Raw genomic sequence first — 26,239 nt, 5'->3', positions numbered from 1 at the left:
AGATTGAAGAGGGCTTTTGTTTTTTTATGCTGATGGCGTTAGTTGGTTTCTCATTTAACCACTTTACACTTTTCATCATCTCATCAACTTTTCATACACTGGATCTTTTCAGAGCCAACATGCATCCCGCGAAGAAGACACATCCGAAAGCAACCAACCCCACAAGGGAGATCCATGGAAAAGAGTAACCCAGAACTGTTGCACGCAGTAGGTTGCTTGCGTGGGTTAGGGGTAGAAAATAGAGGGCGGCTTTGGCTACGTCGGGCAGTTGACTTAGCGAGAAGAAGGTGCCGCACAAGAAAGTCATGGGTAAAATCACCACTGTGCTAAAGGTGCTCATGCCCTGATGGGAATTGATAATGAACGCTATGAGTACACCGAATAATGCGAACACAAAACAGGACAACAGCAGCATCAGAAAGAACAATGGGCTTACCTGCAATGTTGGAGCGAGAGCGAAACCGACTGCGAATATGGCAAGTGCACTAATCAAGCCTCTAAGTACACCTATTAGGGCTTTTCCGATGACGATTGAGGAGGAACTTACAGGAGACATCAACAACTCATCGAAGCTCTTGTAGAAGAACTTGTCAACCTGAAGCTTAGATGCAGCACCGTTAAAACTAATCGAAAACGCTGTTAACGCAACTATACCGGGGATGACGAAAGCAAGGTAAGATACGCCGTCAACGTTGACGCCTTGACCTAACCCGTACCCGAAAGCAACCAAATACAAAAGCGGCAACACCAAACTGGTTGCGATGGTTGATTTCCAGTGGCGGCGCATATTACGGAGGTCTACCCAGAGAACAGCGTATACGTCGCTGAAGAAATTGGTAATCATCAAGAGCCCCCCACCTTTTCACCTGTTCGCTCAATAAAGACATCTTCAAGATTTGTGTCACGGATGATTACTGTGGCTGCATCGGGGGGTAACTTTTGAACGTAGTTGTTGGCGGTTTCTCGGTCTTGGAAGAATTCACAGCGGGTTTCTTTATTGTTGACTAACGTTTCAACTGCTACGGCACCCAGCTTTTTTCGAAGCTCTGTTGGTTTACCTACAGTGATTAGGTGCCCGTGATGCATGATTCCAACACGGTTACATAGAACCTCTGCTTCTTCGATGTAGTGGGTTGTAAGAAAAATTGTTGTGCCGTCACTGTTTAAACGGCGCATAAAGTCCCAGAGGCGGCGGCGGGCTTGGGCGTCTAAACCTACGGTTGGTTCGTCTAAGAACAACAGTTTAGGTTCATGTAGCAAGCTGCAGACGATAGCGGCTTTCTTTTTCATGCCTCCTGAGAGAGTGTCCACCATTTTGTCAGCGTATTCGGTGAGTTCAACGTATTCAAGCAATTCAGCTATGCGTTTTTTGCGTTTCGAAGATTCAAGGTGGTGTATTCGAGCGTGGAATTCCATGTTTTCCCGAATCGAAAGGTCACGGTCTAAACTTAGATGCTGCTGCACTACCCCTATGACTTTCTTTACTTTTGCAGGCTCAGTCCTCACGTCGAACCCGTCCACAGATGCAAAACCACTGTCAGGGCGCGTAAGGGTGGTCAAAACGCGGATGGTGGTGGTTTTTCCTGCACCGTTAGGTCCAAGGAAACCGAAAATTTCGCCCCGCTCAACTTGCAAATCTAAATTGTCGATTGCTTTGATGTTGCCGTAGCTTTTGGTTAAATTTTCTGTGTAGATAAAATTGTTCAACGCTATGTTACTCCTCTGGATTGTCGTGTTTCTTTAGGGCTTCTGTCACAGCCTGTTTTGCTGTGAAACCGATTAATTCACCCATTTTGGTGTGTCCACCAGTGTGACTGATGACTATGTTGGGGTTTACGCCGGAGACAACGATCATGTTGTCTGTTCCTGTGCCCGTTGCCTGAACCTGAGGCGTGGGAGTGCTTCGGTAGTCTAGATCTTGAAGTGCTGCGGTTTTGGCTTCAGTAGCTGTCATTATGGCTCTCGCCATGGCGCCCCAAGTCAAAGTGACATTGGTCAGAAGAATGATGTTGATTGTTCCAAGTTTAGGCTGAAAACCAGTTGCCCTCTCGACCCATTGCCCTTCATCTACACCCATGCGAAGAGCATTGTTTCTTGCACCACCTGTTGCTATGCAGCAGACATGAAAGTCTTCGTATGTTTTTTCACAGAAGGCTACTTTTTCCATGTTAACTGCGGTGCTCATGAAAGTTAGATTGCTGAGACGGAGACCTAAGGTGGCAGGTAGGCGCTTTACGAACTGGGCATACTTCTGCAGCGTCATTATGTTACCTGATAAGGGGTCTGGGACAAACACGTTGGCAACGTTGTTTACGCGTTTTATACCGTCTAACGTTGAGAGTACACGTCTTTTTTCGCTAAAAGAAACAAGGGTAGTGTTTAGCTGTGTGCCGTCGTATTTGTGGTAAACTACTCTTGCGTTGGCTTCTTTTAGTTTTAGGTTCAACTTGTTTTCTTTAAATTTCGTTACAGCTTGAATCATTGTTTCTTCTCCTTTTGGTTGTTTACTTTTTCGTTAGCGTCCTCAAGCAAGCCTTCCACGTTTAGATAGAGCTTCTGAAGCTCAGTTTTCATTTCCTTAGACGCTTGCCACATATCGCGTTCAATAGCTTCCAAAAGCCGCTCCACCATGTTCTGAAGGGCATGAGGATTCACGTCTTTGAGCCACTCTTGCATCGCCTTGTCTAACACGTATTTATTAGCCAAAGCCTCATACATCCAGTCCTCAACAACCTCGACGGTGGCATCCCAACCGAAAACAAAATCCACATTTCTAGACAAGTCCGCAGCGCCTTGGTAGCCATGCCGCTTCATGCTTTCGATGTATTTAGGATTGAGGAGACGGCTACGGAAAACGTGGCAGGTTTCCTCCGCGGTGCTTCTGACCTTGACTCGGCGGGGGTCAGAGCTGTCGCCGCAGTAAGAGCGGGGAGCTTTTCCTCCGATGACTTTTACGGCGTTAATCATTCCGCCATGTGCGTCGTACCAGTCGTCCCCGTCTAGAATGTCATATTCACGTGAATCTTGGTTTTTTACGGTTACGTTGATTTTGCTTAATCTACGCTCGAACTTCTTTGGCACTTGAAGGCCGTAAGTTTTGCGCGTATAGGCGTAGCTTCCCCAGTTGACGTAAATGTCGCTTAGGTCTTTTTGCTCCTTCCAATTCTTCGAATCTACAGCTTCACTGACCCCACAACCGTAAGCGCCGGGGCGGTCACCGAAGATTCTGTAGCAGGCCTCCTCACGAAGTTTAGCGGGATCTATGGCTTCTGCGGCGCGTTCGTTGACTTCTGTCTCTACGTGTTTTGCTATAAAGTTCTGTTCGGAGGGCTCTTTTAGGCTTGCAACTAACCTGACAGCATCGTCGATGAGATGAACAACGTTGGGGAAGGTGTCACGGAAAAGCCCGCTTATACGTACAGTAACGTCGATTCGGGGGCGATTCAACTTTTCAATTGGAATAACTTCGACGCCGACGACACGGCCACTGGAGCCTTCCCAAACAGGTTTAGTGCCCATCAAATAGAGGATCTCTGCGATGTCGTCGCCTTTGGTTTTCATAGTATCAGTTGCCCAGATCACGATGCCCACGTTCTCAGGGCACTTGCCTTCTTCTTTTTGGTAGCGTTCAATCAACGCGTTTGCTAAGGCTACTCCTACCTCCCAAGATGCAGGGGTGGGAACTGCCCGTGGGTCTACGGAGTAAAAGTTTCGGCCTGTCGGCAAAATATCCGCCATACCTCGCGTGACTGAACCAGAAGGCCCAGGCGGTACGTAGTGAGCTGAAGAAGCTGAGATAGTGTTTGTTAATTCGTCTGAAGTAGCGTTAAGGGCTGGAACCAGAAAGAGTCCGACGTATGAGAGGCATTTGTGGATTTTGAAGCTGTCTTTGCCGAGAACTTCAATGATGATTTTTTGGATGTTTTGAGTGTTAAAGTTTTCAGCATGAAACCTCCGAATAAGCTCAAGAGCCAATGCGTTTAGTTCTTTGAGTCGGTCGCCGTTAGTTTTCCCGTCGCTGTTGAGTTTGCCTCTATGTACAAGCAGGTCTTCGTAGTCGTAGCCTTTCAACTCCGCAAGCGCCTCTCGAAGCGAAGGCACAGACCCGTTGCTTAACCGTGTCAACGTAAATAGGAATTCATCTAAGCGGAGACCAGTAGGGGCTTCGCCTAAGATGTGGAGGCCGTCACGAATTTGCGCGTCAGATAACTCGTTGATGTATGCGTGGAGTTTCTCTAAAAAAGAGTCAAAATCTGCATATGCTGTTTCTTGGGTTACTGTTAAGTCTTGGTCCAGTTTTGCTTGAACCACGTTTTCCCAGATTAACTTTTGCAGAACAGCTACTTTATCTGGGTCAACCGTTTTAGCGTGATAGTACTCTTGCAGTTGAACTTCAAGTTTAGCGAGCTCCTCGTAGGAGTCAGCGTTATGCATAGCGGGAACCAAGTACTCTATGATACAGCAGTAGCCTCGACGTTTAGCTTGAGTGCCCTCGCCGGGGTTTGTTTGCACATAAGGGTAAATGTTTGGCATGTCTGCGATGGTTATGTCGGATTGGCAGCTACGCGATAAACCTACAGATTTACCAGGCAACCACTCCTGGGTGCCATGTGTGCCGATGTGCATGATAACGTTGGCTTTGAATACGTCACGTATCCAGCGGTAGTAGGCGTGGTAATGGTGGGGCATTGATATGTCTGGGCTATGATAGAGGCTTGAAGCGGAGGTTTCCATGAACCCACGTGGCGGTTGCATCCCGATGAAGACGTTGCCGTTTATTATTCCAGCGACAAGCAATTTGCCGTTGAAGACGAAAAGTTTGCCTGGATGCACCCCCCAGTCCTGATCCATCTTGTCCGAGACATCTAAGGGTAACTCATCGAACCATTTCGCGTACTCTTCGCTTGGGATTTTGTCTAAGGCGCGGTCTGAGAGTTCTTGAGGGCTTGCCCATCGACGGTCGTTGGTTAACCCGTTGATTATGGTGTCCATTAGCTTCTGGCTGCTCTCGGGCATAAAATCAAGCATATACCCTTCTTTCTTCAATGCCTCAAGAATGTTCATAACAGAAGCAGAAGAATCCAATCCAAACGCATGCCCTATCGTGTCATTTCTTGGAGGATAGTTGTGGAAGATTATGGCTACTTTTTTTTCGCTGTTAGGTAGACGCCGCAGTTTACCCCAGTTAATGGCTAAACTGACCAGTTTCTGGGTGCGCTCAGCAATGGGTTCATACTTGATTAGTCGCGTTCCTGTAGTGGAATTAAATTGGCAGCAATCCATAGCCGCAATGGGCACAGTAATCAGGGCGCCGTCGAATTCAGGCATCGCGATGTTGGCAGGTATGTCCATTACGCTTAAGCCTTGAATTGAGTCCCGCCATTCTTCAGCAGTGTTGCAAGTGAGGATGGCTTTGATTATGGGTACGTTGAGTTTTTTGAGGACTAAAGATGCGTCTGCGCCAGAGAGACAAGTGGAAAAAGAGAAAGAAAACAAGCTCACCACGACGTCGATGATGGGTTTGCCGTCTTTTAGGAAGAAATTGTCAATAACCCATTCTAAACCGTTAATGCCGAGTTTGGGGTTTTTTGAACCGCTGAAAAACACAGGCAAAACGTTTGCACCTTGAGCTTCGATTTCGCGTATGGTGTGGTCGATGAAGCTTGTGTTGCCGCCTTGCCAGTGGCTTTGGTGGAACCATAAGCCCACGGTTACCCGTTTAGGATCAAATTTCTTTTCAATATATTCTGTAAGTGTTGGGAGGTGGGAGAAACCTGGGTGGTAGATGCCTTCCCACAGCGGCTTGGTCGGTTCCTCAAAGTCGTGACTGGCGCCTGTGAAGCGGCTCATGAGGAAATACATGAGGTTTGTGAAGTTCTTTTTTCCGCCGTAGTTGAGGTAGAAAAAGATTTTTTTGCGGTCCTCCGCTTCCACCGTGGAGTACTTGTTGTAGTCTTTGGCGCCGAAAAACGAAGCGGAAACCATAAGCGGCACCTTGGCGGTTTTTAGTGCTTCAACCAGCTTTTCTAACTCTGGCAAGTCACCCATCAAGTGGACAATCACAATGTGTGCGGTCTTTGCGAAGTTTATGAATTCGTCTAATGTGCCAAAGTCTCGGAAGTCTCCGCCAGTGCGCAGACAAAGTTCGATGGTGTTGGGGTTTTTTTTGTTAATTGTTTTTGCTGCTTCTATGGCGGGTATGGCGTCAGTGGGGATGGTTGTTACGATTGCGATTTTTGTTTTCGGCATAGGTGTTTTCCTCGTCAAATTTTTTGTTCTAACACTGGCGTTAGTTTTGTGTTTGAGAAAAAGTCAACTTCGTTTATCACTGGAGTAACTTGGGGTTTACCTACAAAAGAGCTTGAAACATTCACCTTAATTCCGTACACGGCTTCGATATTTTTCTCGGTTAAAACCTCTTCAGGGGTGCCCAAGGCGTATACGCAGCCGTTTTTTAGCATAAGCATACGATCAGAAAACCTGCTTGCCAAATTCAAGTCATGCATAGAAACAATAACAGAACGCTCCTTACTCTTCGCTAAACTCTTAAGCATACAGAGAATCTCCAACTGATGCTTAATGTCAAGCGAACTGGTAGGTTCATCGAGTAACATGAGTTTAGGCTGCTGAGCTAAAGCACGAGCAATAATGACTTTCTGCTGTTCACCACCGCTGAGCTCGTTGAAATGACGCATCCCAAGGTGACCGATACCGAGGTAATCCAGCATCTCAGCAACGATTTCATTGTCCCGTTCACTTATGTTCCAGTGTATGTAGGGTTTTCTTCCCATCAAAACGACGTCGAAAACGGTGAAGGGAAACGTGCTTGAGGAACTCTGGGGCACATACCCCATAAGCATAGATAGCTCTTTGAGGTTCATTTTGCAGGTGTCTTGATCGTCAACGAGCACGGTGTTATGTTTGGTTTTTAGGATTCGGTTGATGCATTTTAACAAGGTGCTTTTGCCTGAACCGTTGGGACCAACGATGCTGAGCACCTCGCCTAATCCGACTTCGAATTCAACATCCTTGAGGATAGAGATTGGACCATAGCTAAAGGTTAGTTTGTTTATGCATAATTTCATCCGAATGATCTCCTCCGTTTACTCACTAAAAGGTAAATGAAGAACGGGACACCCAATAGAGACGTTAAAATACCCACAGGAAGCTCAGTGGGCATAATGATCAGCCGCGCCACTGTGTCGGATGCCAGAAGCATCAAGGCACCCATGCCGATACTGCAAGGGATAAGGTATCGGTGGTCACTACCCAGCAGCATACGTGCGATGTGTGGGGCTATTAAATCCACAAAACCTATGATTCCTGTGAAGGCGATTATACTGGCGGTCGCGATGGTTTCTAGCAGCATGTTTACGGTTAGGACGCGTTTAGAGTTGACGCCTAAACTTGTTGCCACATCTTCACCCATGCTCATAATGTTGATGTTCCAAGATTGAGTCATCATCAAAATCATCGTCACCGAAACTATAGGCAGACAGATCAGGATTTTTTCCCATGTCGCCGTGTAGAGGCCGCCTAAAAGCCAGAAAACTATCGCGGTTACCGCGTTATTATCGGGTGATATATACTGAATCAAAGATAAGAGGGCAGAAAAGAGGAAACCAACAGCGACCCCTGCCAAGATCACCGTTTCCGAGGACATTCCCCTTAAGCGAGCAATCGAATAAACAATTACCATGGCAAGCAAGCAGAAAATGAAAGCATTACCGATAACCAAGTATCCACCGACAAAAGAAACAACTCCTATTCCGAAAACTATGGCTAAAGCGGCGCCGAAACCTGCTGCGGAAGAAATCCCCAAAACATAAGAGGATACAAGGGGGTTGCGCAGGACACCTTGCATGGTTACTCCTGCAGCTGCGAGACCTGCTCCAGCTATCAAAGCCATTACGATGCGGGGAAAGCGTATGTCCCAGATTATAGTTTGAGCTAAAGGTGACCCTGGATCGAGGTTTAAGAATGGAAAAGTCCTTGAAATAATGACTTGTAGAGCTTCGGGTAGCCGAGGTGAACCCGCGCCGAAACTAATCGCGATAAGCACAACTATGATTATTGCTATAAAAACAGAGAAAATTGCAAGAAGTTTGCGCTTCTTGCCTTTATTGTAGAGTTTTGTCAGTTCAGCTTTTGTGGTCATGGATAAGCAAACGTCCCTGCAATTGCGGTTCCGAAAAACTTTTGATTAAGCTCCTGATTCACTATTGCTGGGTCTATGTCTGAGAATAGGCTTGGCTGAAGCCACTTTGCCCAGTAGAGGTAGCCGATTACGCATCGTACACCGCTTCTGGCGTAAAAGTCGCAGACGTAGACCCGGCCATACTTAACTGCATCAACATTCTGAAGCGAGGTTCTGTTTAACACGTCGTTTCTTGCGGCGATAAAGTCGTTTATGTTATGTGACGGACTTGCGATAAGCACGATTATCGCAGAAGGATTTTGTTCAACGATAAATTCAGTGCTAAGTGTAGGGGAGTAAACTGTTTGGTTTTCAGCAATGTTAATTCCGCCAGCTTGGTAAACACTAGCCGTAACGAAAGTTCGACCGTAACCGTACCATTCAAGGTAGGTTTTAACTTGCTGAGAAGGCGTCAAAGCATATATGCGGTCTTTAACGATTTTGTTGTAGTTTTGCGCCCATTTAACGTATGAGTCTACTTCAGTTTGGTGACCGACGATTTTGGTAAAGTTCTGCATTAAGCCGCACGTGAAATCTATAGGGGTGCTTAGCGCGTAGAGTTCATCTTTGGTTAACTTTGAAGGATTTGTCGGTTCGGGTGTGGTTGTGTCGATGATGTAGACGGGGATGCCTGCATTCTTGAGTTGCTGATAAGCAGTGGGGTTGTATGGTAGCATTGAACTGGCAAATATGACGTCTGGGTCAAGTGTTATCAGGGCTTCTACGTTTGGTGCATAATCATTTTCCCCATATGATTTAACACTTAGAATTGACGGGGGCATCGTGCAACTATCCGTACGCCCAACAATTAAATCTCGGCAGCCCATGGCACATAGAATCTCTGCTATGCCGCCGTCAAGAGCAGCTATTCTGGTTACTGGGAGAGGTATAGTCATGGTGTTTCCTGCGCCGTCGGTAACTGTTACTTCGGTTGGAGCAGGAGTTGGAGTTGGCGTGGAACTGGTTGAACTGGTTTGTGTGTTGGATGATGTTGTGGGTTTAGTTGTTGGTTTGATAGTCGCCGTTGAGGTGGGTGATTCAGTGGCTGTCGGAGAAGCAGTTGGATTAACTGTGGGGTTGGAAGTCGATGAGGAAGAGGAAGTTGGACTGTATAGACTGTAAACGCCATAGATGGATGCAATGATTATTATTCCAACAATGAAGGTTGCAGCTATAATTGTTGTATTCTTCAAATGTTTCACCTCCTAACAGGATTATCTAAAAAAATCCTATAATCATCAAACAAGTTCTCACGAACAGCAGACACAATCGGCGCAGCACTTAACTCTTCTAAACGCAGATATTTACCGCCCATAGCCTCAGAAATCTGCCTAACCAAACCAAAACTCAGAAAACCCTTCTCAGTGTCAACAGCGATGGTTTGGATTCCTTCAGAACCTATACGGTGGGCAATCCGTTTTGCTTCTTCAACAGGGTCTCCACCGTTGAGGTTAACGTTTGCGCGGCCATCGGAAACCAACACAAGCAAAGGTATGTCTTTGCCGTCTTTGTTCCAAAACTTAACTGTATCTAAACCCAGTCTTAGACCATGAGCCAGCGGAGTTCTTCCGCCTGTAGGAAGCTTAGCCAAGTATTTTTCTGCCAACTCCACACAATTGGTCGGCGGCAACACCAGTTCGGCGTTGTCTTTACGGAACGCAATGAGACCCACGCGGTCGCGTCGTTGATAGGCATCTAGCAGAAGAGAAAGAATGGCACCTTTTGTGGCGCTCATTCTCTCTTCTGCCGCCATTGAGCCGCTGGCATCAACCACAAATAGAATCAAGTTACCCATTTTTGTTTCTCTGACTTTTTCACGCAAATCGCTGCGTTCAATCAAAAAGGCTGTTTGCTGATCGTTTCTTTCCTCTCTTCGTCTTTTCTGAAAAGGTGCCGCCGCGCGGAGGGTTGCATCAAAAGCCAAATCGGCAACTTTTCCCTTGGGAATCATGCTTGCTACGTAGCGGCCCTTTTTTGAATCACTAAGAGTCTTTGACCGTCTTCCTGAGCCGTTTCGCTGGATTTCGTCAAGAACAGGGGTAGTCAAAGGCTTAACGGCGTAGGGTTTATCGGCTTGAAAAATTTGTTCTTTTGTAGGTTCTTGCTGTTCACTGGGTGAATCATCAGGATTTTGGGAAACGTCATTTTCTTTGGGCAGTGTTTGTTGATTCTTGTTCCATCGGTCAATGCTTTCATTGACTTGCTGCTGCTCCATTTTGGGTTCCTCAAAAGGCTGCCTTCGCTGACGATGTGGAAGCACAAACTCAGCTGCTTCCTTGACATCTTCTTCGGTAACATCAACCCGCCCCTTGAAAGCAGCAAGCGTACAGGCAGTCTTGTACATAGCGATATCTGCACGGTGCCCGTCAACGGCGAAGTCGGTACAAATTTGTGTTATAAGATCAAGCAGTTCACCGCATAAGACTACCTTAGGCAAAAGTTTGGTAGCGGAAACGATTTTTTGACGCATTTGCTCTTGACTCTCTCTTTGAGCAGCGATGAAGGCGACTGGGTCGCTTTCAAAAGCAATGCGGCGCCGCACAATTTCAGCACGGGCTTCTTTGTAGGGTATGCCTTTAACTTCAACGGAAAGGGCAAAACGGTCAAGCAACTGTGGTCGAAGTTCACCCTCTTCAGGGTTCATCGTGCCAATCAAAACGAACTGAGAAGGATGACTAAAAGAGACACCTTCGCGCTCTACATAGTTTACTCCCATCGCTGCAGCATCCAGCAAGACATCTACGAGGTGGTCGTCGAGGAGGTTTACTTCGTCTATGTAGAGGAGGTTATGGTTTGCCTGCGCCAAGATGCCGGGGTCAAAGTGTTTTTCGCCAGTTTTGATGGCTTTCTCTATGTCGATTGTGCCTACGAGGCGGTCTTCAGTGGCGCCGACGGGCAACTCTACAACCGATACTGGGCGTTTTGTGACCATGAGTTTTTCTCCGCGCGCGATTTTGGCGTTGCATGCGTCGCAGGCGTCTTTGGGGTGGGTGGGGTCGCAGTGGAAGGGGCAATCAGCGATGGTGTCTACTTCTGGTAGGAGGTTGGCTAGGGCGCGGACGGTTAGGGATTTGCCTGTTCCTTTTTCGCCTCTGAGGAGTACGCCGCCGATTTTGGGGTTGATGACGTTTAGGATTAGTGCGGTTTTCATTTTTTCTTGGCCGACTATGGCGCTGAAGGGGTAGATGGTTTTGTTGCCCAATTGTTCAGTCTCCACGGTTGGTTGGATTATCCAACAAAAACTTATAAACCTTAGTTAAACAAAAGTTAATCTCAAGTTGAACAAACTAAGTTGAATAAAACCAACCAAACAAAAACCCAACCTTTCAAAAAAACACCCCGCCAGAAAACGCAAATCAAAAAGGGGCAACCGGCCCAGGATAACCGGCACCCCCGACAGGCTTCGCCTTGGGCGATCTATGATAGATGCGAGCAAACTGCTGAGCAGGGGCAGAAACCACTCAGAGCTTGCTCGCGCAATTCACCTGTATTGGATGGATAATCCATCCATTGCTTATAAATTTAACGGAAATCAACCCCAAACCAACAACAATAAACCAAAATTGAATAAATACCTACAGCAAACACACAAACAAAAAACCTAAAAAACTAACGCTTAACACATTGCCCAGTCGCCGCATCAAAATGGTTAGTATCACCGTAGTCACAGTTTTTACAATCATTCTTTATGTCTTGCCCAAACGGACAACCCTTCAAATCAGCCATATCAAACCACCTTAACCTATGCATTCCCACAAGGCAATAATAGAGTTTGCCCCAAACGCCCCAGATTCTCAAACATAACAAAATGTCCAGCACCCCCAAAAATCTCCAACCGCGCCGAAGGCACCGACCGCGCAAGCTCGTAGGCGTTTTCGACTCGGCAAGTTTTGTCGTCGGAACCGTGCCAAATCCACAATTGGCCCTCGCCAACCGCTTCGAAAGACAACGTCCAAGGTTTCATGAACAGCTGATGCTCCTCGACCACGGCTCTTACTCCACCGTTGCCCTGTCGGAATGCTTCAGCCATAGATTGGTACATCAGCCCAACCCAAGATGGGTCATGGAGGAAAGCTAAATCTGTTTTTGAACAGCCATGGAGCAACTGTTTGCCTTGCGGGGTTTTCAAGAATGCTTGTGGGTTACCGTTCGCTTTGAGCAGCTGGCGGCTGAGGTGACGCATGGCGAATTCTCCGATTTTTGGAAACCTCATCAGATGTTTGGCGAGGGGTGTGTTGTGGGCGGTTGAAACGTCGAAGGGTAAGCAGGGTGCAGCGACTACAACGGCTTTGGATACTCTGTGTGGGTTGTTTGCTAGATAGGCCAATGCGAATACGGCGCCGCCTGACCAGCCTAAAACCGCAAACTTTTCCAGCCCCAAAGCATCAGCTAAACAGTTCAAGTCGCCGTTAAAGTCAGAGAGGCTTTTTCGAGGTTTATAGGTGGATAAACCATACCCGGGTCGGTCCACACCGATAAGCTTCAAACCGCATTCTGCGAGTTTTTGGAGAAGCAACACTTCGAGGCGACTACTGGCAGTTCCATGAAAGTACACCACAGGGTAACCTTCGCCGACGGTTGTGTATGCGAGTTTGCGTCCATCTGGCAGATGGCAAGTTTGAGCAGTCAACCAATTCGCCAACAATAAGTTACTCAGTTACTTAAAAGAAATATTAGGTTTTACAAGTGCAAAAGATGAATGGTAGCCCAGAAGAGATTCGAACTCTTGTCAAGGGCTCCAGAGGCCCCTATGCTTGACCACTACACCACTGGGCTGCAAACAAACAGACATCGACGCGCGGTTTTATAACTTTACCGTTACGTTTCTTTACCGCTGTTCTTAGCTTTCTGCGCTTCCCGCACACAGTAGCATTCTTGGCTGACTCGGTTGTAGCTTTCGCAACGCCAAAGCGTGTCCACGATTGGATCCAAGTTTTTTGCGTGCCGGGTGCTGCAGAACACTTTGGAGGGATAATCGTAGCAGTTGTGTCCGTCACAGTTACCGCAGAATTCTCCTTCGCCGCCGCTCATGGTGTTTTTCCCTTATTTGCCTGTTTAGTTCTCTGTAAAAAACCTTGACGTTTAAAGTCTTTGCCGAGCCGCTCAGTCACCGAAGCCACCACAAACGGGAAAACCATCAACGCCTCCCCGATGACCATGACGTGGTCTGCGGAGCCTTTCATTTTGCCCCAACTTACCGTCTCCTCTAAAGTGGAGCCTGACAAGCCGCCTGTTTCGGGTCGATCCATGGTTATGACGACGGCGTAGTCGAGGCCTTTTTTGGAGGCTAAGGTGGAGGATTGGATGGCGTTGCGGGGGACTCCGCCGCCTATGATTATCATGCCGTTTTTTGGTGAATCGGCGCATATACCGCAGATTGTTGGAACGTCTTTGAAGGCGTCGAGTTTTAGCACGGCTTTTGGGTCTTGTTGTTGGCTGCTGTGGAGCCAGTGGATGAAACCGAATTCTGAGTCACGCACCGAAGGAAGGAAGATGGGCACGTTTTCCTCGTATGCCGCGCGGAGGATCGAGTTTTTGTCTTCTAAGCGTTTGCCGATTTCGTGGGTGAATTCGTCTGAACCTAAGCTTTCGCCTTTGCGTTCGCGTGCGATGTCGGTGTATATGTCTGAGAATTTGAAGTCGAGCTTAACGTAGTCCTCTTCAGGCACAAAGAGGTCATAGATACGGAACAGGTGGTACTTGTAGAGTTCTTGGTCGTTGACTGCCCAGCCGCCCTTGTAGTGGTGTCCGCCGATGGCTTCTATGGCGTCGTGAACCATACAAGCACCAGTGCTTACGATTACATCGACAAGGTGGTTGCGAATTAAGTCTGTGATTAAGGTGCGCATACCAGCGGGAACCACAGCGCCTGATAACCCCAGAAACACGGTACATTCGGGGTCTTTGAGCATCTTCTCGTAGGTGTCACATGCAGCCGCCAGTCTCCCAGCGCCAAACGAGCCTGAGTTGCTGAATTGCTGCATAAGCTGGTCGACGGTCATTGGGCTCTGGATTTTTATGTGGTTTACGGGTTCTTTTAGGTAGTCGCTTCGATCCATCAAGTGCACCTTTGGTATGGTATGGGCTGATTAGGGAAATAGGTTTCGTTACCCTAATTTAGAGACGAAAAATTTGCTGAAAAAGGTACATAAAAAAGAGAAAGGGAAATTGTTTATGTTGTTTTATGGGCGTTTTCTAGCCATCAAGACTGTCAACAGACCAACTATGATGATTGCGACGAAGAGACCTGCAATTGCTGGAATGAAGTACATGTCTGCGATTGATGCTGGTGGCGCTTCAGTAGGTGCAGGTGTTGCAAGTGGCTCTGTAATACCAATAGCAGTTGTTGCTGATGAACCGCCGTAAGATTTAGAACCCTCGAATTTTGCATAGATAGTGTATTCGCCAGGAACTTCAGGAGTCCAAAGTTTCTTAAATAAGCCACTCTGGTCACTTGTAACGGTACCAATGTAAATTAGGTTGCCGTTGGGGTCTAGAGCTGTTAAAGTGACAGGGACACCTTTTACGTCTGTTGGCTCAGCTATTGTTTTTGTTACCATGTAGTCCATCCATCTGCCTTGGTCTTGGTCTGAGATAGCTGCGGTACCTTTAAGGTCTTGATTTGGTGATTGGTCTGTGACTGTACCCGTGATCATTACGCTATTGCCTTGTGCCGTCACTGATGGAGAAGCAGTTACCGTTGTTTCGCTTGGTCCGGGACCAATGCAGTAGATTCTTTGATCGTTCATGTTAAACCATACGTAGTAGCCGTCAGCTACAGCTTGCTCTTGCCAGGAGCTCATACCATACATTTCCCATAGCAATTCGCCAGTAGTTGCGTTAACACAACGTGTCTTTGCACCGTGGTATGCGGGAGCGTTTAATGAGTGTTCTTCTTCGACTAGGTAGACTTTTCCGTCGGCGATTGCAGCTACTTGAGTTGGGTATGTTCCATAAGCTGTTTCTACGGTATAAGTGCTATTTCTTGGGTCATTGGGGTCATTGCCATAGGTGAAGTCTATGTGTCCTGATTTAAGGTTGTATGCTCTAAGTATTCCTCCGTATCCTGCTACGTAGAGGTGGCCATAGCCTAATCCGATGGGGTTTGTAAGTCCTGTGGTTCCTGTGTAGAAGTTCCAAGCAGGCGTTTCGGATGCGGTTGGTCCCCATATCTGGTTGCCAGTAAGCAAATCAATACCCACCCATTGCATAGTTTCTCGGTAGTAGAGTGTTGCTACGTTGGTTTCTCCGTCAGCTGGTCCGATGCAAACTGTCAGATTTCCTGCAGGAGCTTGATAACTCTTTTGCCACAGCACTTGGCCTATTTGTCCTCTTGATGAATTGAGGTTGATTGCCCATAGCACGTATGGATCTGGGGTTCCCCATGTGCCTGAACTTGTTCCGGGTGTTTGCTGAAGTCCTGAGCTTTGACCAAAGATTACGTTACCTGGGAAAACTCTGAGTATTGTTGGGTTGTTTGTGTATAAACCTGTTGTGGCGTTAAATGACGCAGAACCACCGAAGCCACCAGTGGCGCCTATCGTCGTAAGCGTTGGATAAAGCGGTTGTGACAACGTTACGTTCCAGTCGTATGCGGTGCTCATGTTGTAGTTTGTGATGCCCGGAAGCCATTGAGAGATTCCTCCAGCTACGTCGTTCCCTGGGAGTTTAGTGTTATTCCATTGCCATAGATATGTGAAGGGTGTTGTGCCAGTTGCAGTGGCTGGTCGACCAATGTTGTAGATTAGCCATTCTCCTTGTGGACCGTACGCGCGTGTTCCTGTTGGAACGTTTGTTTCGTTGAACAGTAATTTACCGGTTTGTGGGTCAACTGCAATCCAACTGCCGGCGGCGTTAACTGCTTGTGTGGGGCTGCTAATTGCGGGAACTGCACCGAGACTCTTGTCGTAAGTTGCGCCTAAAAAGCTTGTAGCACCTATGTATTCATTTATCGCAGTCTGGTTGGGGTTGGTGATTCCTGTTCCAATTGCGGTTCCAGAGTACCATAGATAGTTGCCGGTAGTTCCGTGTTGGTTTGGAGATTCGTAATCATATAGTTGCCCAAAAGTTACTGATGTGAGAGCGGGGTTAGTCCACAATGTTTTTCCTGTCCGTAAGTCTACTGCTGTGACTCCGTTTCCTTGAATTGCGTTGTTTACTGGGAGACTGAAGTATAAGATTCCGTACATGATTATTGGGTTAGTGAATTTAAGTTGGTATTGGCTGCCAGAATAGAAGCTCATATAATCGTTGATTGCATGATCTCCTCCAACTATTCCGCCCCAAGTCAGGGGATAGGTCCACATAACGTGTGCTGTGTCTGGAGCTCGACCGTATGGGTTGTATTTTAAGTAGGTTGCGCCATATTCGTTTTGGCCTAACCAGTGTCCACCGATTACAGACCAGAATTGGTTGTTTTCGTTAATCGGTCGTTCCCAGTAGGCTCCGGGTAAGGGTGCTTCTTGGAAGTAAGAGGTAGGGGTATCGTTCACAGTGAATGTTAGCGTTGTATTGCTGGGCATAAAGTAGTCGCCAACGTATATGCTGTCTGGACCGACTAAACCTGTGGGACCTGTGCGGCTTAGGTTTTGTCCAGGGAAACTAAAGAAGACAGTGTAGTTTCCGATCTCTGTAGGTGTGTATTGCAAAAAGCTTGAACCTGTTGGGTCAGAAGTGATTGGACCGAAGTGATTAACTTGGCCTGATGGAGTTGTAACGTCTACTGTAAAGCCTCGCCATCTATCGCCTGTACTACCTGCTGCGGTTGGAGGTGCAACGTTAATCCAGAATACGATAAGCAAAGGTTGAGCTGAACCAATTCCGTAGGGATTGGGTGAAACGGCAAGGTACGCATAAGTTGGAATATTCCAGCCTGGTGTATGAGCGGAAGCAGTTGGGGAAAGCACAAGAGGTGTAGCGATCATCAATAGAGCAAATACCATAAATATGCTGATTATGGTTTTTTTTCGAAATATCTGCATTTTTTTATTTCTCCTTTATTGATTTTTTTATTTGCATTTCTTTTCTCCTTTAGGCAGTCAGCTATTTTTTGAAATGCAGATCTGCCTATCCTCAAAGCAATAGAGAATGTATTTAAATTCGATGAACGACAAGTGAATAAAAATTATTTTACTAGGTAAAAAATTGTAATCTAATCAGTGTTAAACTTTCAATAAAATTATTTTTTACACATCAAAGAGATAAAAATTTCAATAGTTTTGAAAACATTTTCCAATATGAACTCAGACCGATAGACCCATACTCCTGAGAAACGCCTTAGATTTTCTAAACTGTTCCAAACATTTCAGTCCTTTCGGAGTGATTAAAAGACCCGCCTCCGTTCGACTAACCAAATCTAACTCAAAGAAATGCTCCATAATCTTTTGAAAACGGTCATATGGAATGTTGGCGCGATGCGCTACTCTTGTCGGGCTCGCTCTTCCCAGTTTACCGCCTTCTCGGCATAGACCGTCAAGTATAGCCGAGTAAATTTCGACTTTACTGCGTTTGCTGGTCGTCAACGGGTACGTGGCACCTCTTACTATTTAGGTAATATATTCGGATCAAAATTGTTAGACCAATAATTGGAGCAATTTGTGAACCTATCAAGGAAGCATCACCGCCGTCCAATTTAGTGATTAAAAAAGAAAATTGTCCCAACCATAAGAAAGCAAAAGCTACGGGTGCACTGATGAGGAGAGCTATATTTTCTGTAGCCGATTCCAAGCGTCTGATGATGAAGAAAAGAATGTAGGAGATCAAACAGAGGTTGGCAACGGTGAATAATAAATTGTAGGAGTAGACAGATACCAATCCAGAAGGATAAATTGCGAGTAAAACACCAAAAACAGATGCAATCAATAAAATTGATCCGATGGCAAGAGATGAAAGGTTGTGTGTTGTGCGTTTTTGCGAATGACCACTTAGAAAATATGATAAAGCGATAAAAGAGTAACCGCAAGTCTGTGTAGTTACACGTAGCCACATCACAGAACTTGAAAAAGTATCAATTATTGTATAAAAAAATAGGTGTATACCTAAAAAGATGAAAGACACGGACAAAAACAAGAAGCCTAATGGAAGACCTAGTAAAATGACTGAGCGCTGAGTACTGTAGACTTTAAAAAATAAGTAAACTAGTACCAAACTTAAAACAATAGAAACCAAACCGAGGGTCTTAATTAGCAGCGAAAGCATCAGAGCGCACCTTTAATCCAGAAAGGTATTCAGAATGGTGATTTAAACTTAATTCTAAACCCGGTTCGACGATAAGTAAATCAAAATATTTCGCAGATTAGAAACTTTTCTAAAGCTTTCCAGCAAAATTGCATTTTAAAAAAATCATGGCACCAATATTGCTCTTCCCACGATTTTGCCCTGCTTCAACTTAACAAGCACATCCTCCGCTTCACTAAGGCGGTAACTGTTCCAGTCCACTCTGACTTTTCCCAAAGACGCCAACCTGAGAACCTCATTCATCTCCTGCCGCGTACCAATAACACTGCCGACGATAGAGTACTCCTCTGGAAACTGGACAGCTACATTGCCGCAGACGCCCATCAAAACCGTGCCGCCACGCTTAACAATTCGCATGGCCTGCTCAACCGCTTGCTGCGAAGGCGCATGAACCATAACTATGTCGGGTCTCCCTGTTTTCAGGATAAACTCGTCAAGTTCCATCGCGGTCAGAGAGTGGTCTGCGCCAATGTCTTGTGCCAACTTGAGCTTAGTCTCGGAAGTGTCTACCGCTATGGTTTCCGCCCCGGCCAACTTGGCGAATTGCAAAGTCATGTGCCCAACGCCTCCGATTCCAATCACTGCCGCCTTCTGCCCCACCCGCACATTTGCCCGCTTCACCGCATGGTACGCAGTTATTCCAGGACAAAACAGGGAAGCGCTCTCGTCAAACCCCAAATTGTCAGGTAATCTATGAACAAAAGCGGCAGGCGCTACCATGTATTCCGCGTATCCACCGTCCACGACTTCGCCTGTTGTTTGGCGGTTTAAACAGAGGTTTTCTCGTCCTGAAAGACAGTATTCGCAGGTTCCATCTGTTTTCCAGAGCACCTGCACCCCGACTCTGTCACCGCGTTCGAAACCTCTTGCTTGGCTACCGACTTCTTCTATCACACCTGTGACTTCATGACCAGGAATTATGGGCAGTTTACTGGGTACACCGAATTGTTTGAGTTCTCCCTCTATCATGTGTAGGTTGCTGTAGCATACGCCGCAGGCTTGAACTTTGATGAACACTTGGTCAACTTGAGGTTGGGGGGTTGGGTGGGTTGTGTATTTTAGGGGGTGGTTTTCGATTTTGTCGATTCGGGTGCACAACTGAGCCTTCATGGAGACATTTACCACTGAAAAGAGTTTGGTTACCTGTTTAGAAGGTCAATTGACTGCGTGATTTATTGGTATGTGGTTGTAGATTTGCAGTAACACAGAAACAGAATTAAAAAAATTAAAAAGGGGGAGAATAAATGGTTTGCATTTATTCTTGGTTTATGGGCGTTTTCTGAGCAACAATAATGCTAGTAGTAAACCAACAACTATTATTGCTACGAATAAGCCAACGATTGCGGGCACGAAGTATAGGTCAGCTGCGGTTGGTTCTGGTGTTGCGATGGGGGTTGCGGATGGTTCTGGTTCAGAGACTGTGAAGCTGGTTTCTGCTGAGGATGGCCAGTAGCCTTTAGTGCCTGCGAATGTAGCGATTACTCTGTAGTCACCTGGAATGTCAGGTAGCCACGAGAGTGAGTAGACTCCGTATGCGTCGGTTGTTGTTGTTCCGATTGAGCGGTAGTTACCGTTTGCGTCGAGGACGTTTATGGTTACTTCGACACCTGTGAAGCTAGTTGGGCATGGCTTCTGTTGATAGACATAGCCCATCCAGTCTTTCATGCTGGCGTCAGATGCAACTGGAACGCCGTTGGGGAAACGTGCTGCTTGTTCGCTTTGTGTTGTGCCTGCGGATATGTCGGTGACTGTGCCTCGGATTACAACTTTTTGACCTGCTTGTGCGGCTAGGTTGGGTGCTGAGACAGTCATTGCGCTTGGACCGCGGCCGACACTGTAGATTTGGTTGTCTAAGCCGTTGAACCAAGTTGCGTAGCCGTCTGCAATAGCGTAGCTGTTAGTCATGAATTCACCTACGTAACCGTTGAGTGTCCAGACTTCTTCGCCTGTAGTTGCGTTGATTGCACGGAATAGTGAACCTTTGTAGAGAGGAGTTTCGATTGTGTGCTCTGTAGTAACTAGATAGATTATTCCGTTGCCGTATGCGTTGATGAAGGTTGGATAGCGTCCTGGAACGTCTAAGCCACCATCGGTGCTGTTGCCTGGGCCACCGTTGCCGTAGGTCCAGAGTAGCTTGCCGTTGGTTGTGTCGTAGCAGTAAACGATACCTGCGTATGCACTGCTGTACATTTTGCCGTATGCGAACATGTTAGCTAAACTGCCTGAAGCAGGGCTACCATAGTAGTCCATGGCGGTCTGTGGATATTCCAGAGTGTTCCAGATTCTTGCACCAGTGTCTAGGTTGTAGCCGATGAAAGCGTTGAGTTCGCGAACGTTTTCTACGAATACGCGGTTAACTGGGTCAACGCCTGCTTGGAGTATGGTTGCGTTGACAGGGGGCAGGTAGTTTTTCATCCAGAGGATGTTGCCTATGGTGCCTTTTGAAGCGTTTAGGTTAACTGCGAAGTAAGTGTATTCTTTGTAGGTTTCTGTTGAGCCGAAGAAGAAGTTAGAGCCCGTTGATGGTAAGGTACCGTTGTAACATAGCATTATGTCGTCGTAGTATGCTTCGACAACTGTGAAGGGTGTGGTCCAGTTTGCACCGTTGTAAGTGATTGGTTTTACCCAGTCGAACCTTGCGGCTGTGCTTGCGTCACCAGTTGTAACTGATGGTGTGTCTGTCCAAGTCCACATTTTACTGGAGTTCCATTGTCTAACAACGTAGTTTCCTGCTTGGGACATTGTGTTGTAGATTAGGTACTCACCGAGTGGACCCATGGCTTTTCTGCCTGAGGGAATGTTGGTTGCGTTGAATAGTGGGTTACCTGTGTCTGCGTCAAAGAAACGCCAAGTTGTAGGTAGACCTGTCCAACCGCCACCGGATTGAGCTACAAGCAATGCGTTGTAGACACCGTGTTGGTTGGGGTTTTCTGCGTCGAAGATTATTGCGTGCGAAAGTGCAGGTACATCTGTTCTTGACCAGTATACTTGTCCTGTGCGCAGGTCAACACATTTGGTTGGGCCACCGCTTGGAGACAGATATGAGACTGGTTCAGTGTAGTATAGTTTGCCGTTGACTATGATTGGGTTTGTGAAACGTTGTAGGTATGCTGAGCCTTCGAAGTATGTGTTTCCTTCGTAGCCCTTGAAGTTGTTTCCACCAACTACTCCTCCGCTTTGGAGGGGTTTGGTCCACATGATGTGGGCCGTTTCGGGTCCGACTGCGTCGGCTGGGTACATCATGTTGTTGCCACCATAGTTGTAGGTGCCTGCAAAGCCACCATAACCTGGTGCGCCTGTTCCAAGCCAGTTAGAGGAAATCAAGTACCAGATGCTGTTCTCACCGTAGATTGGGCGAGTCCAGTATTCTGATGGCAAGGGGTATGTGTCGATTACGCTGGGGATTGGTTCTTCTGAGACTGTAAAGGTGGTTGAGGCTGTGCTTGCTGCGTAGGTGTCGTTTTCAGTGGCGCCAGGGAGGTGTGATACTGCTGAAACGGATTGTGCTGGGAAGGTGAAGTTTAGGTGGTATGTTCCGTTCATGGTTGGGACGTATTTTAGTTGCTGGTTGGATGTTGTGTCCCAAATGGTTTCCCATGTTTTAGTTTCTGTTGATCCATCTGGTTTTGTTATAACGAGTTTAAAGTTGTGGAATCTGTAGTCGTTGTCCATGTCCGCGTTTGGAAAGAGTTTGTCGATCCACATGTAGATCATGACTTCTTGACCGACGCCGACATGGTCGGGTAGGGCTGCGACGTAAGCGTAGGTTGGGATGTTTTCGCGTGCGGATGCGGATGGTAGCAATGTTGATGCTCCTATGGATATGAGCATTATTGCTGAGATGAAAATAGCTATGGTTTTACTTTTTGTGTTCAATTTTTCCTTTTTCTCCTTAAAGTTATAGCCTAGAGAGGTAGCGCTTAAACTTATAAGGTTTTTCAATATTAAAAATAACATGTCACCAAATAGCCTGTAAAAAAGTACAAATTATACATAAAGCAAGATATTTTTCAACAGTTTTTATCTATTTAAATATAATTAAAATGCAACCAAGAAAGCCTTTGAACCTTCGCCATATAAACAAAGCAGATAATAAACCTTTTATGAATAAAACAACCATCATTTTGCTTGAAAGCCTATGCCGCAAGTCAAAGATATCATGACCAAAGACGTCGTAACCATAGAAGCAAACAAAACCGTTTTTGAAGCAGCTGAACTCATGACCCAAAAAGGACTAGGCTGCCTAGTAGTAGTCATCAAGGGATTCCCCGTCGGCATACTCACCGAGCGCGATATAGTGCGAAGAATCGTGGCAAAACGGGCACCCTTAGACCAAAAAATCACTGAAGTCATGACTAAAACCGTCATAACCGTTGAACCCGAAACGTCTCTCAAAGAAGCTGCCAGAGTCATGTCCACAAACAAAATCCACCGACTCCCCGTACTAAAACAAAACAAGCTCGTAGGCATAGTCGCAGCCTCAGATTTTGTACGCAACGTGGGCAAAAAGACCACAAGCGAAGAGATTTTGGAAGCTTTAGGTCGCTATCCAGCAAGTCCCAGTGTTTAGTTTTTTTATCGGTAGAAATTCAAATAAAAAGGGGAAATCTCGTAGCTGCCGCGCGGGGTTTCATAGATTTAGGGGTACGAATATGTTCCCGTCAAGGATTCTTTAAAGAATTTTTGAATCATCTCACTATGCAACGCAACCGGATCTACATCGGCAAAGAGGGTCGGATGGAGCCATTTAGCCATAGTCAGCAAACCAATGGGGTTTCGTATCCCCGTTCGTAAAGCGCTGCTCAGAATGTATACTTCCTGGTTTTGGACTGCTTTTGTTCCAACCAATCCAGTGCGGGTCATTACCTCTTGGCGGAGAACTTGAAAGTCCGTGATGTTGTGGGCTTTGTCGCTTAAAATACGGATGATTTTGTCTGGATTGCGTTCATAAACATATTCAGGACTCAAAGTCGGATAAGCTACGGTCCCATTTGCAGCGAGGTTGATCCCGCCAGCGTCAACGATCATTTGATGAGGCAAACCCAAACTGCTAGTGCTATACCAAGCCTTATTCCATTCATAGTAAACTAGGGGTTTCTGACTTTCTGACAGATTCTTGAGGCGGTCTGCAACAAGATTAGTAACACCATTCATAAAATTAACCAACTCTTGTGCGGTCTGCTCTTTTTGCATAACTGCACCGAGGGCTTTTACCAATGGCACAACAAGGTCGGATTGGGTTGCACTTTGGATGAGCACGGGCACACCGAGGTATGCTTGAAGAGAGGCTTTAGTGCTGTTGCTTAGCATAGTGTCCGCAATTATCAGGTCAGGTTTTAAGTCTACTATTAGTTCCGTATTTGGGCTTGCGGAGGATTGCGCCACGATGGGCACTTGCAAGGCGGCATCAGGAAAAACAGAATATGAATCGCGGCCCACTACTTTGTCTCCTGCACCGATTGCGTAGATTATTTCTGTAACACCACTGGTAATGGAAACAACACGGTTCACTGGAAGGGTGACATTGACATCGTTGCCGTATACATCTTTTATAATAACATATGATGGCGATTGTTCAGTGATAATTGTTTCAATCGGATAAAACGAAGACGTTGACCTTGACGATGTGGTAGATTCAGGTGTCTTGGTTGGTGGTGTTGTGGGCGCGGCTGCTGGGTTTGATGTCGCAGATTGTGTTGGAGCTGTCGTTGGCAGGGTTTGTGTAGGGGTGGGTGTTGAGTTGGATAGCGGAGGGGATGATGTAGAAGGGGATGCCATGTAAATCAGGCTGTAGACGCCATAAAGAGAGGAGGCAAGGATCAATGCTGCAAGGATAAAGGCTATGATAGGTTTCTTCAACGTAAGTGACCTCTGGTTGCGAGTTTGTAAAAGGCTGATTTCAGATGAGATAGTGAGGTTTGTTCGGTTTTTGTTGGTGTTTTCATGCATGTCCCCATTAGTGGTGGATTATCCATCCAACCCTATAAACTTTAATTTAATTAAAGTTAAACAAAAGTTTATCAACTGAAATTGAAAAACAAACAGACAACTTCACTTTGAAACCCCAAACGCACAGTAAAAACAACCAAACAACAGTTTAATTTTATATTAAAATAACAGCGAATAGTAATTATGGCAACCAAAAAGGTAACCTACATCATTGCCTTCAATGTTTTAACGGCTTTTTTGCTACTACTATCAAACCAGTTTGTCTTGTACTCCATAGAGCAACGAAGAGAAGTAGTAGGAGAAATAAGCCTAACCATCGACACACGCTATGTTGGGCCGATAGAATTAACCCCCACCTATGCGCGCAGTGACATTCTAAACTGGCCAATACCTGTATTCATCTTCGCCGTAGTTGGAAATGCCGTCTTGATTGTGTATTTAAAAAGAGAAAACATACAGATGAACAGCGATGAGCAAAGTAATATTGAAGACTGAGACGTATACATCTATTATCATCGTTTTCAATTTGGTAATGGTGACACTTCTTTTTGCCACAAGCGAACTAATCCTTTTAAGAATAACAGGATACAAACTGGTCAGTGTAGGCACCCAAATATTTTATGAATATCCACTTAATCCAAGCGGCACCCCAATACCAACCGCCTTACCCTATCCGATACCAAACTACCCACTGATGATATTCATCATGATGGTAATTGTAAACGTATTTTTCTACTATCGACTGAAGAAAAAAGTGACAGTGCTAAAACTAGTTTGAAATAGTTATCGTTGTTAGCTTTCGCCCGCCAATCGATATAAGTAGACTTACAGCAGCAAAGAGTGTACTCAATAGCACAGTTTTGGGAAACTCGGATACTATAGGAGATGGATTGGGCGCGTAAATATCTAAAGGATGACTTTTGCCGCTATGACCTTGTAAGTCACTAACAGTAATTACAGCCAAAATGGTTCCTGTTACAGAAACTTGACCTGCCATTTGTTATTTTTATGGTTGAAGGGGTGATGGTGAAGTGTTAAGGTCAAGTTTGCCAGTCTTGATAACAAAGAAAATCCAGAATTAACTTGTAAAAGTAAATTGATTGTATGGCGGGCGGGAAGGGATTTGAACCCTTGACCCTCAGCTTAGAAGGCTGATGCTCTATCCGTACTGAGCTACTCGCCCAACTGGGTTGGAATAAAAATGGGCTTTCACGTTTTAAGCCTTGCTATAAGCGAGGTACAAGTTTACTTGCAATCACGCAAAGCCAAACCAAAAACGATTGCCCCAGCTAAGAGATACGCTCAAAAAAGGCATAAGCAAAGAAAAAGGCAGAACCAAAAAAACGCGGTTCAAGCGGGTTTTAACCAAACACAGAGAACGTTGATTCTTCTTCTGGAGGCTCCAGTTTCTTTTTGATCTCCGCGATTTTTGCGTTGAGTGCCTCAACTTCTGCGGTGTTACCCAGCTCTTTTTGGCTGTCCCGTGCATTTTCAAGACCGCTGAGCCCGTAGCGGTCAAAGCCCTTGGCGAAGGAGACGTCTGCGGATTTTGTGAAGAGTTCAACTGCTTTTTGGTACTCTTTTAGTTTAAAGCTGCATTCGCCTGCTTTATAGTTCATTTCTGCGGAGCCAAAATAGTTTTGATTTTTGTAGTAGAGTTCGGCGACCTTGACGAAGAGGTCGCGAGCTTCCGCGTATTTGCCGTTTTCCATTAAGGCGTTAGCGTCTTTGTGGAGCTTAATCGGGTCTTCTTTTACACTCATAATCATCAACAGCAAATATTTGGTTGGACTAAGATTTAGAATTTTCCCCTACCTCTGCAGCACTAAGGCTTGGGCTGTTGTAGTAGGCAGAGAA

Annotated in this window: 20 protein-coding genes and 2 tRNA genes; 3 read left to right on the top strand and 19 right to left on the bottom strand. The window is 46.1% G+C overall.

Features of this window, described 5'->3' with window-relative positions; translation table 11 throughout:
- Positions 1–91: 91 nt before the first annotated feature.
- The 16 genes from NWE96_09610 to NWE96_09535 form a co-directional block, all read right to left on the bottom strand.
- Positions 92–844, bottom strand: a complete 753-nt coding sequence (locus NWE96_09610; GenBank protein MCW3984233.1) for an ABC transporter permease — start codon at positions 842–844, stop codon at positions 92–94.
- Entirely contained in the window at positions 844–1,707 is an 864-nt protein-coding gene (locus NWE96_09605; GenBank protein MCW3984232.1) for an ABC transporter ATP-binding protein, read from the bottom strand. The genes NWE96_09610 and NWE96_09605 overlap by 1 nt, the downstream gene beginning before the upstream one ends.
- Before the next feature lie 7 nt (positions 1,708–1,714).
- Complete coding sequence (locus tag NWE96_09600; GenBank protein ID MCW3984231.1) at positions 1,715–2,482, bottom strand: adenosylcobinamide amidohydrolase; 768 nt, start codon at positions 2,480–2,482, stop codon at positions 1,715–1,717.
- On the bottom strand, positions 2,479–6,249 hold the full coding sequence (gene cobN, locus NWE96_09595; protein MCW3984230.1) for a cobaltochelatase subunit CobN: 3,771 nt from the start codon (positions 6,247–6,249) through the stop codon (positions 2,479–2,481). Before cobN ends, NWE96_09600 begins: the two co-directional genes overlap by 4 nt.
- Before the next feature lie 14 nt (positions 6,250–6,263).
- Positions 6,264–7,085, bottom strand: a complete 822-nt coding sequence (locus NWE96_09590) for an ABC transporter ATP-binding protein (GenBank protein ID MCW3984229.1) — start codon at positions 7,083–7,085, stop codon at positions 6,264–6,266.
- Positions 7,082–8,158: an iron ABC transporter permease gene (locus NWE96_09585; GenBank protein ID MCW3984228.1), complete on the bottom strand. Its 1,077-nt coding sequence runs from the start codon at positions 8,156–8,158 to the stop codon at positions 7,082–7,084. The genes NWE96_09590 and NWE96_09585 overlap by 4 nt, the downstream gene beginning before the upstream one ends.
- Positions 8,155–9,390, bottom strand: coding sequence for an ABC transporter substrate-binding protein (locus NWE96_09580; GenBank protein ID MCW3984227.1), 1,236 nt, complete (start codon positions 9,388–9,390; stop codon positions 8,155–8,157). Before NWE96_09580 ends, NWE96_09585 begins: the two co-directional genes overlap by 4 nt.
- Before the next feature lie 5 nt (positions 9,391–9,395).
- A complete protein-coding gene (locus tag NWE96_09575) occupies positions 9,396–11,399 on the bottom strand; it encodes a putative cobaltochelatase (protein MCW3984226.1) in 2,004 nt (667 codons plus the stop codon).
- Positions 11,400–11,939: 540 nt separating this feature from the next.
- Positions 11,940–12,827, bottom strand: a complete 888-nt coding sequence (locus tag NWE96_09570) for an alpha/beta hydrolase (protein MCW3984225.1) — start codon at positions 12,825–12,827, stop codon at positions 11,940–11,942.
- Between the two features lie 70 nt (positions 12,828–12,897).
- Positions 12,898–12,973: transfer RNA gene (locus NWE96_09565), tRNA-Gln, on the bottom strand.
- A 42-nt stretch (positions 12,974–13,015) separates the two neighbouring features.
- The gene (locus NWE96_09560; protein ID MCW3984224.1) at positions 13,016–13,228 is read right to left on the bottom strand and encodes a hypothetical protein; all 213 of its coding nucleotides are present in this window, start codon (positions 13,226–13,228) and stop codon (positions 13,016–13,018) included.
- Positions 13,225–14,256 (bottom strand): deoxyhypusine synthase family protein, encoded by a 1,032-nt coding sequence (locus NWE96_09555; GenBank protein MCW3984223.1) that lies wholly within the window; start codon positions 14,254–14,256, stop codon positions 13,225–13,227. The genes NWE96_09560 and NWE96_09555 overlap by 4 nt, the downstream gene beginning before the upstream one ends.
- Positions 14,257–14,379: 123 nt before the next feature.
- A complete protein-coding gene (locus NWE96_09550) occupies positions 14,380–17,178 on the bottom strand; it encodes a hypothetical protein (protein ID MCW3984222.1) in 2,799 nt (932 codons plus the stop codon).
- A 517-nt stretch (positions 17,179–17,695) separates the two neighbouring features.
- Positions 17,696–18,394 carry a hypothetical protein gene (locus NWE96_09545; GenBank protein MCW3984221.1) on the bottom strand — a complete coding sequence of 233 codons (699 nt, stop codon included), beginning with the start codon at positions 18,392–18,394 and terminating at the stop codon, positions 17,696–17,698.
- Between the two features lie 144 nt (positions 18,395–18,538).
- Positions 18,539–19,543, bottom strand: a complete 1,005-nt coding sequence (locus NWE96_09540; protein MCW3984220.1) for an alcohol dehydrogenase catalytic domain-containing protein — start codon at positions 19,541–19,543, stop codon at positions 18,539–18,541.
- 156 nt (positions 19,544–19,699) lie between these two features.
- Positions 19,700–22,309: a PQQ-binding-like beta-propeller repeat protein gene (locus NWE96_09535; GenBank protein MCW3984219.1), complete on the bottom strand. Its 2,610-nt coding sequence runs from the start codon at positions 22,307–22,309 to the stop codon at positions 19,700–19,702.
- Positions 22,310–22,571: 262 nt separating this feature from the next.
- Here NWE96_09535 and NWE96_09530 point away from each other — a divergent pair, with 262 nt between their 5' ends.
- A complete protein-coding gene (locus NWE96_09530) occupies positions 22,572–23,003 on the top strand; it encodes a CBS domain-containing protein (GenBank protein ID MCW3984218.1) in 432 nt (143 codons plus the stop codon).
- A 68-nt stretch (positions 23,004–23,071) separates the two neighbouring features.
- Here the strand turns inward: NWE96_09530 and NWE96_09525 are convergent, their stop codons facing one another.
- Positions 23,072–24,292: an ABC transporter substrate-binding protein gene (locus NWE96_09525; GenBank protein MCW3984217.1), complete on the bottom strand. Its 1,221-nt coding sequence runs from the start codon at positions 24,290–24,292 to the stop codon at positions 23,072–23,074.
- 273 nt (positions 24,293–24,565) lie between these two features.
- On the opposite strand from NWE96_09525, the gene NWE96_09520 reads away from it, so the two are divergent.
- Together NWE96_09520 and NWE96_09515 are read left to right on the top strand one after the other, a co-directional pair.
- On the top strand, positions 24,566–24,877 hold the full coding sequence (locus NWE96_09520) for a hypothetical protein (GenBank protein ID MCW3984216.1): 312 nt from the start codon (positions 24,566–24,568) through the stop codon (positions 24,875–24,877).
- Positions 24,852–25,160 (top strand): hypothetical protein, encoded by a 309-nt coding sequence (locus NWE96_09515; protein MCW3984215.1) that lies wholly within the window; start codon positions 24,852–24,854, stop codon positions 25,158–25,160. The genes NWE96_09520 and NWE96_09515 overlap by 26 nt, the downstream gene beginning before the upstream one ends.
- 327 nt (positions 25,161–25,487) lie before the next feature.
- On the opposite strand, the gene NWE96_09510 is transcribed toward NWE96_09515, so the two are convergent.
- Both NWE96_09510 and NWE96_09505 read right to left on the bottom strand, forming a co-directional pair.
- Positions 25,488–25,565 (bottom strand) — tRNA-Arg (locus tag NWE96_09510).
- Positions 25,566–25,743: 178 nt separating this feature from the next.
- Positions 25,744–26,145, bottom strand: a complete 402-nt coding sequence (locus tag NWE96_09505) for a tetratricopeptide repeat protein (protein MCW3984214.1) — start codon at positions 26,143–26,145, stop codon at positions 25,744–25,746.
- Positions 26,146–26,239: the final 94 nt, after the last annotated feature.

This window comes from Candidatus Bathyarchaeota archaeon, assembly GCA_026014685.1.
In the GTDB taxonomy this organism is placed as follows: domain Archaea; phylum Thermoproteota; class Bathyarchaeia; order Bathyarchaeales; family Bathycorpusculaceae; genus Bathycorpusculum.
The sequence above is the reverse complement of the archived record's forward strand: the minus strand, read 5'-3'. Positions and strand labels throughout refer to the sequence as shown.

What these genes read in the sequence shown, in the direction of transcription:
- NWE96_09515 (MCW3984215.1), top strand. Translation starts at nt 24,852, where the DNA reads ATGAGCAAAGTAATATTGAAGACTGAGACGTATACATCTATTATCATC.
- NWE96_09540 (MCW3984220.1), bottom strand. Translation starts at nt 19,543, where the DNA reads ATGAAGGCTCAGTTGTGCACCCGAATCGACAAAATCGAAAACCACCCC.
- NWE96_09590 (MCW3984229.1), bottom strand. Translation starts at nt 7,085, where the DNA reads ATGAAATTATGCATAAACAAACTAACCTTTAGCTATGGTCCAATCTCT.
- NWE96_09530 (MCW3984218.1), top strand. Translation starts at nt 22,572, where the DNA reads ATGCCGCAAGTCAAAGATATCATGACCAAAGACGTCGTAACCATAGAA.
- NWE96_09600 (MCW3984231.1), bottom strand. Translation starts at nt 2,482, where the DNA reads ATGATTCAAGCTGTAACGAAATTTAAAGAAAACAAGTTGAACCTAAAA.
- NWE96_09505 (MCW3984214.1), bottom strand. Translation starts at nt 26,145, where the DNA reads ATGAGTGTAAAAGAAGACCCGATTAAGCTCCACAAAGACGCTAACGCC.
- NWE96_09550 (MCW3984222.1), bottom strand. Translation starts at nt 17,178, where the DNA reads ATGCAGATATTTCGAAAAAAAACCATAATCAGCATATTTATGGTATTT.
- NWE96_09560 (MCW3984224.1), bottom strand. Translation starts at nt 13,228, where the DNA reads ATGAGCGGCGGCGAAGGAGAATTCTGCGGTAACTGTGACGGACACAAC.
- NWE96_09555 (MCW3984223.1), bottom strand. Translation starts at nt 14,256, where the DNA reads ATGGATCGAAGCGACTACCTAAAAGAACCCGTAAACCACATAAAAATC.
- cobN (MCW3984230.1), bottom strand. Translation starts at nt 6,249, where the DNA reads ATGCCGAAAACAAAAATCGCAATCGTAACAACCATCCCCACTGACGCC.
- NWE96_09610 (MCW3984233.1), bottom strand. Translation starts at nt 844, where the DNA reads ATGATTACCAATTTCTTCAGCGACGTATACGCTGTTCTCTGGGTAGAC.
- NWE96_09520 (MCW3984216.1), top strand. Translation starts at nt 24,566, where the DNA reads ATGGCAACCAAAAAGGTAACCTACATCATTGCCTTCAATGTTTTAACG.
- NWE96_09545 (MCW3984221.1), bottom strand. Translation starts at nt 18,394, where the DNA reads ATGCTTTCGCTGCTAATTAAGACCCTCGGTTTGGTTTCTATTGTTTTA.
- NWE96_09585 (MCW3984228.1), bottom strand. Translation starts at nt 8,158, where the DNA reads ATGACCACAAAAGCTGAACTGACAAAACTCTACAATAAAGGCAAGAAG.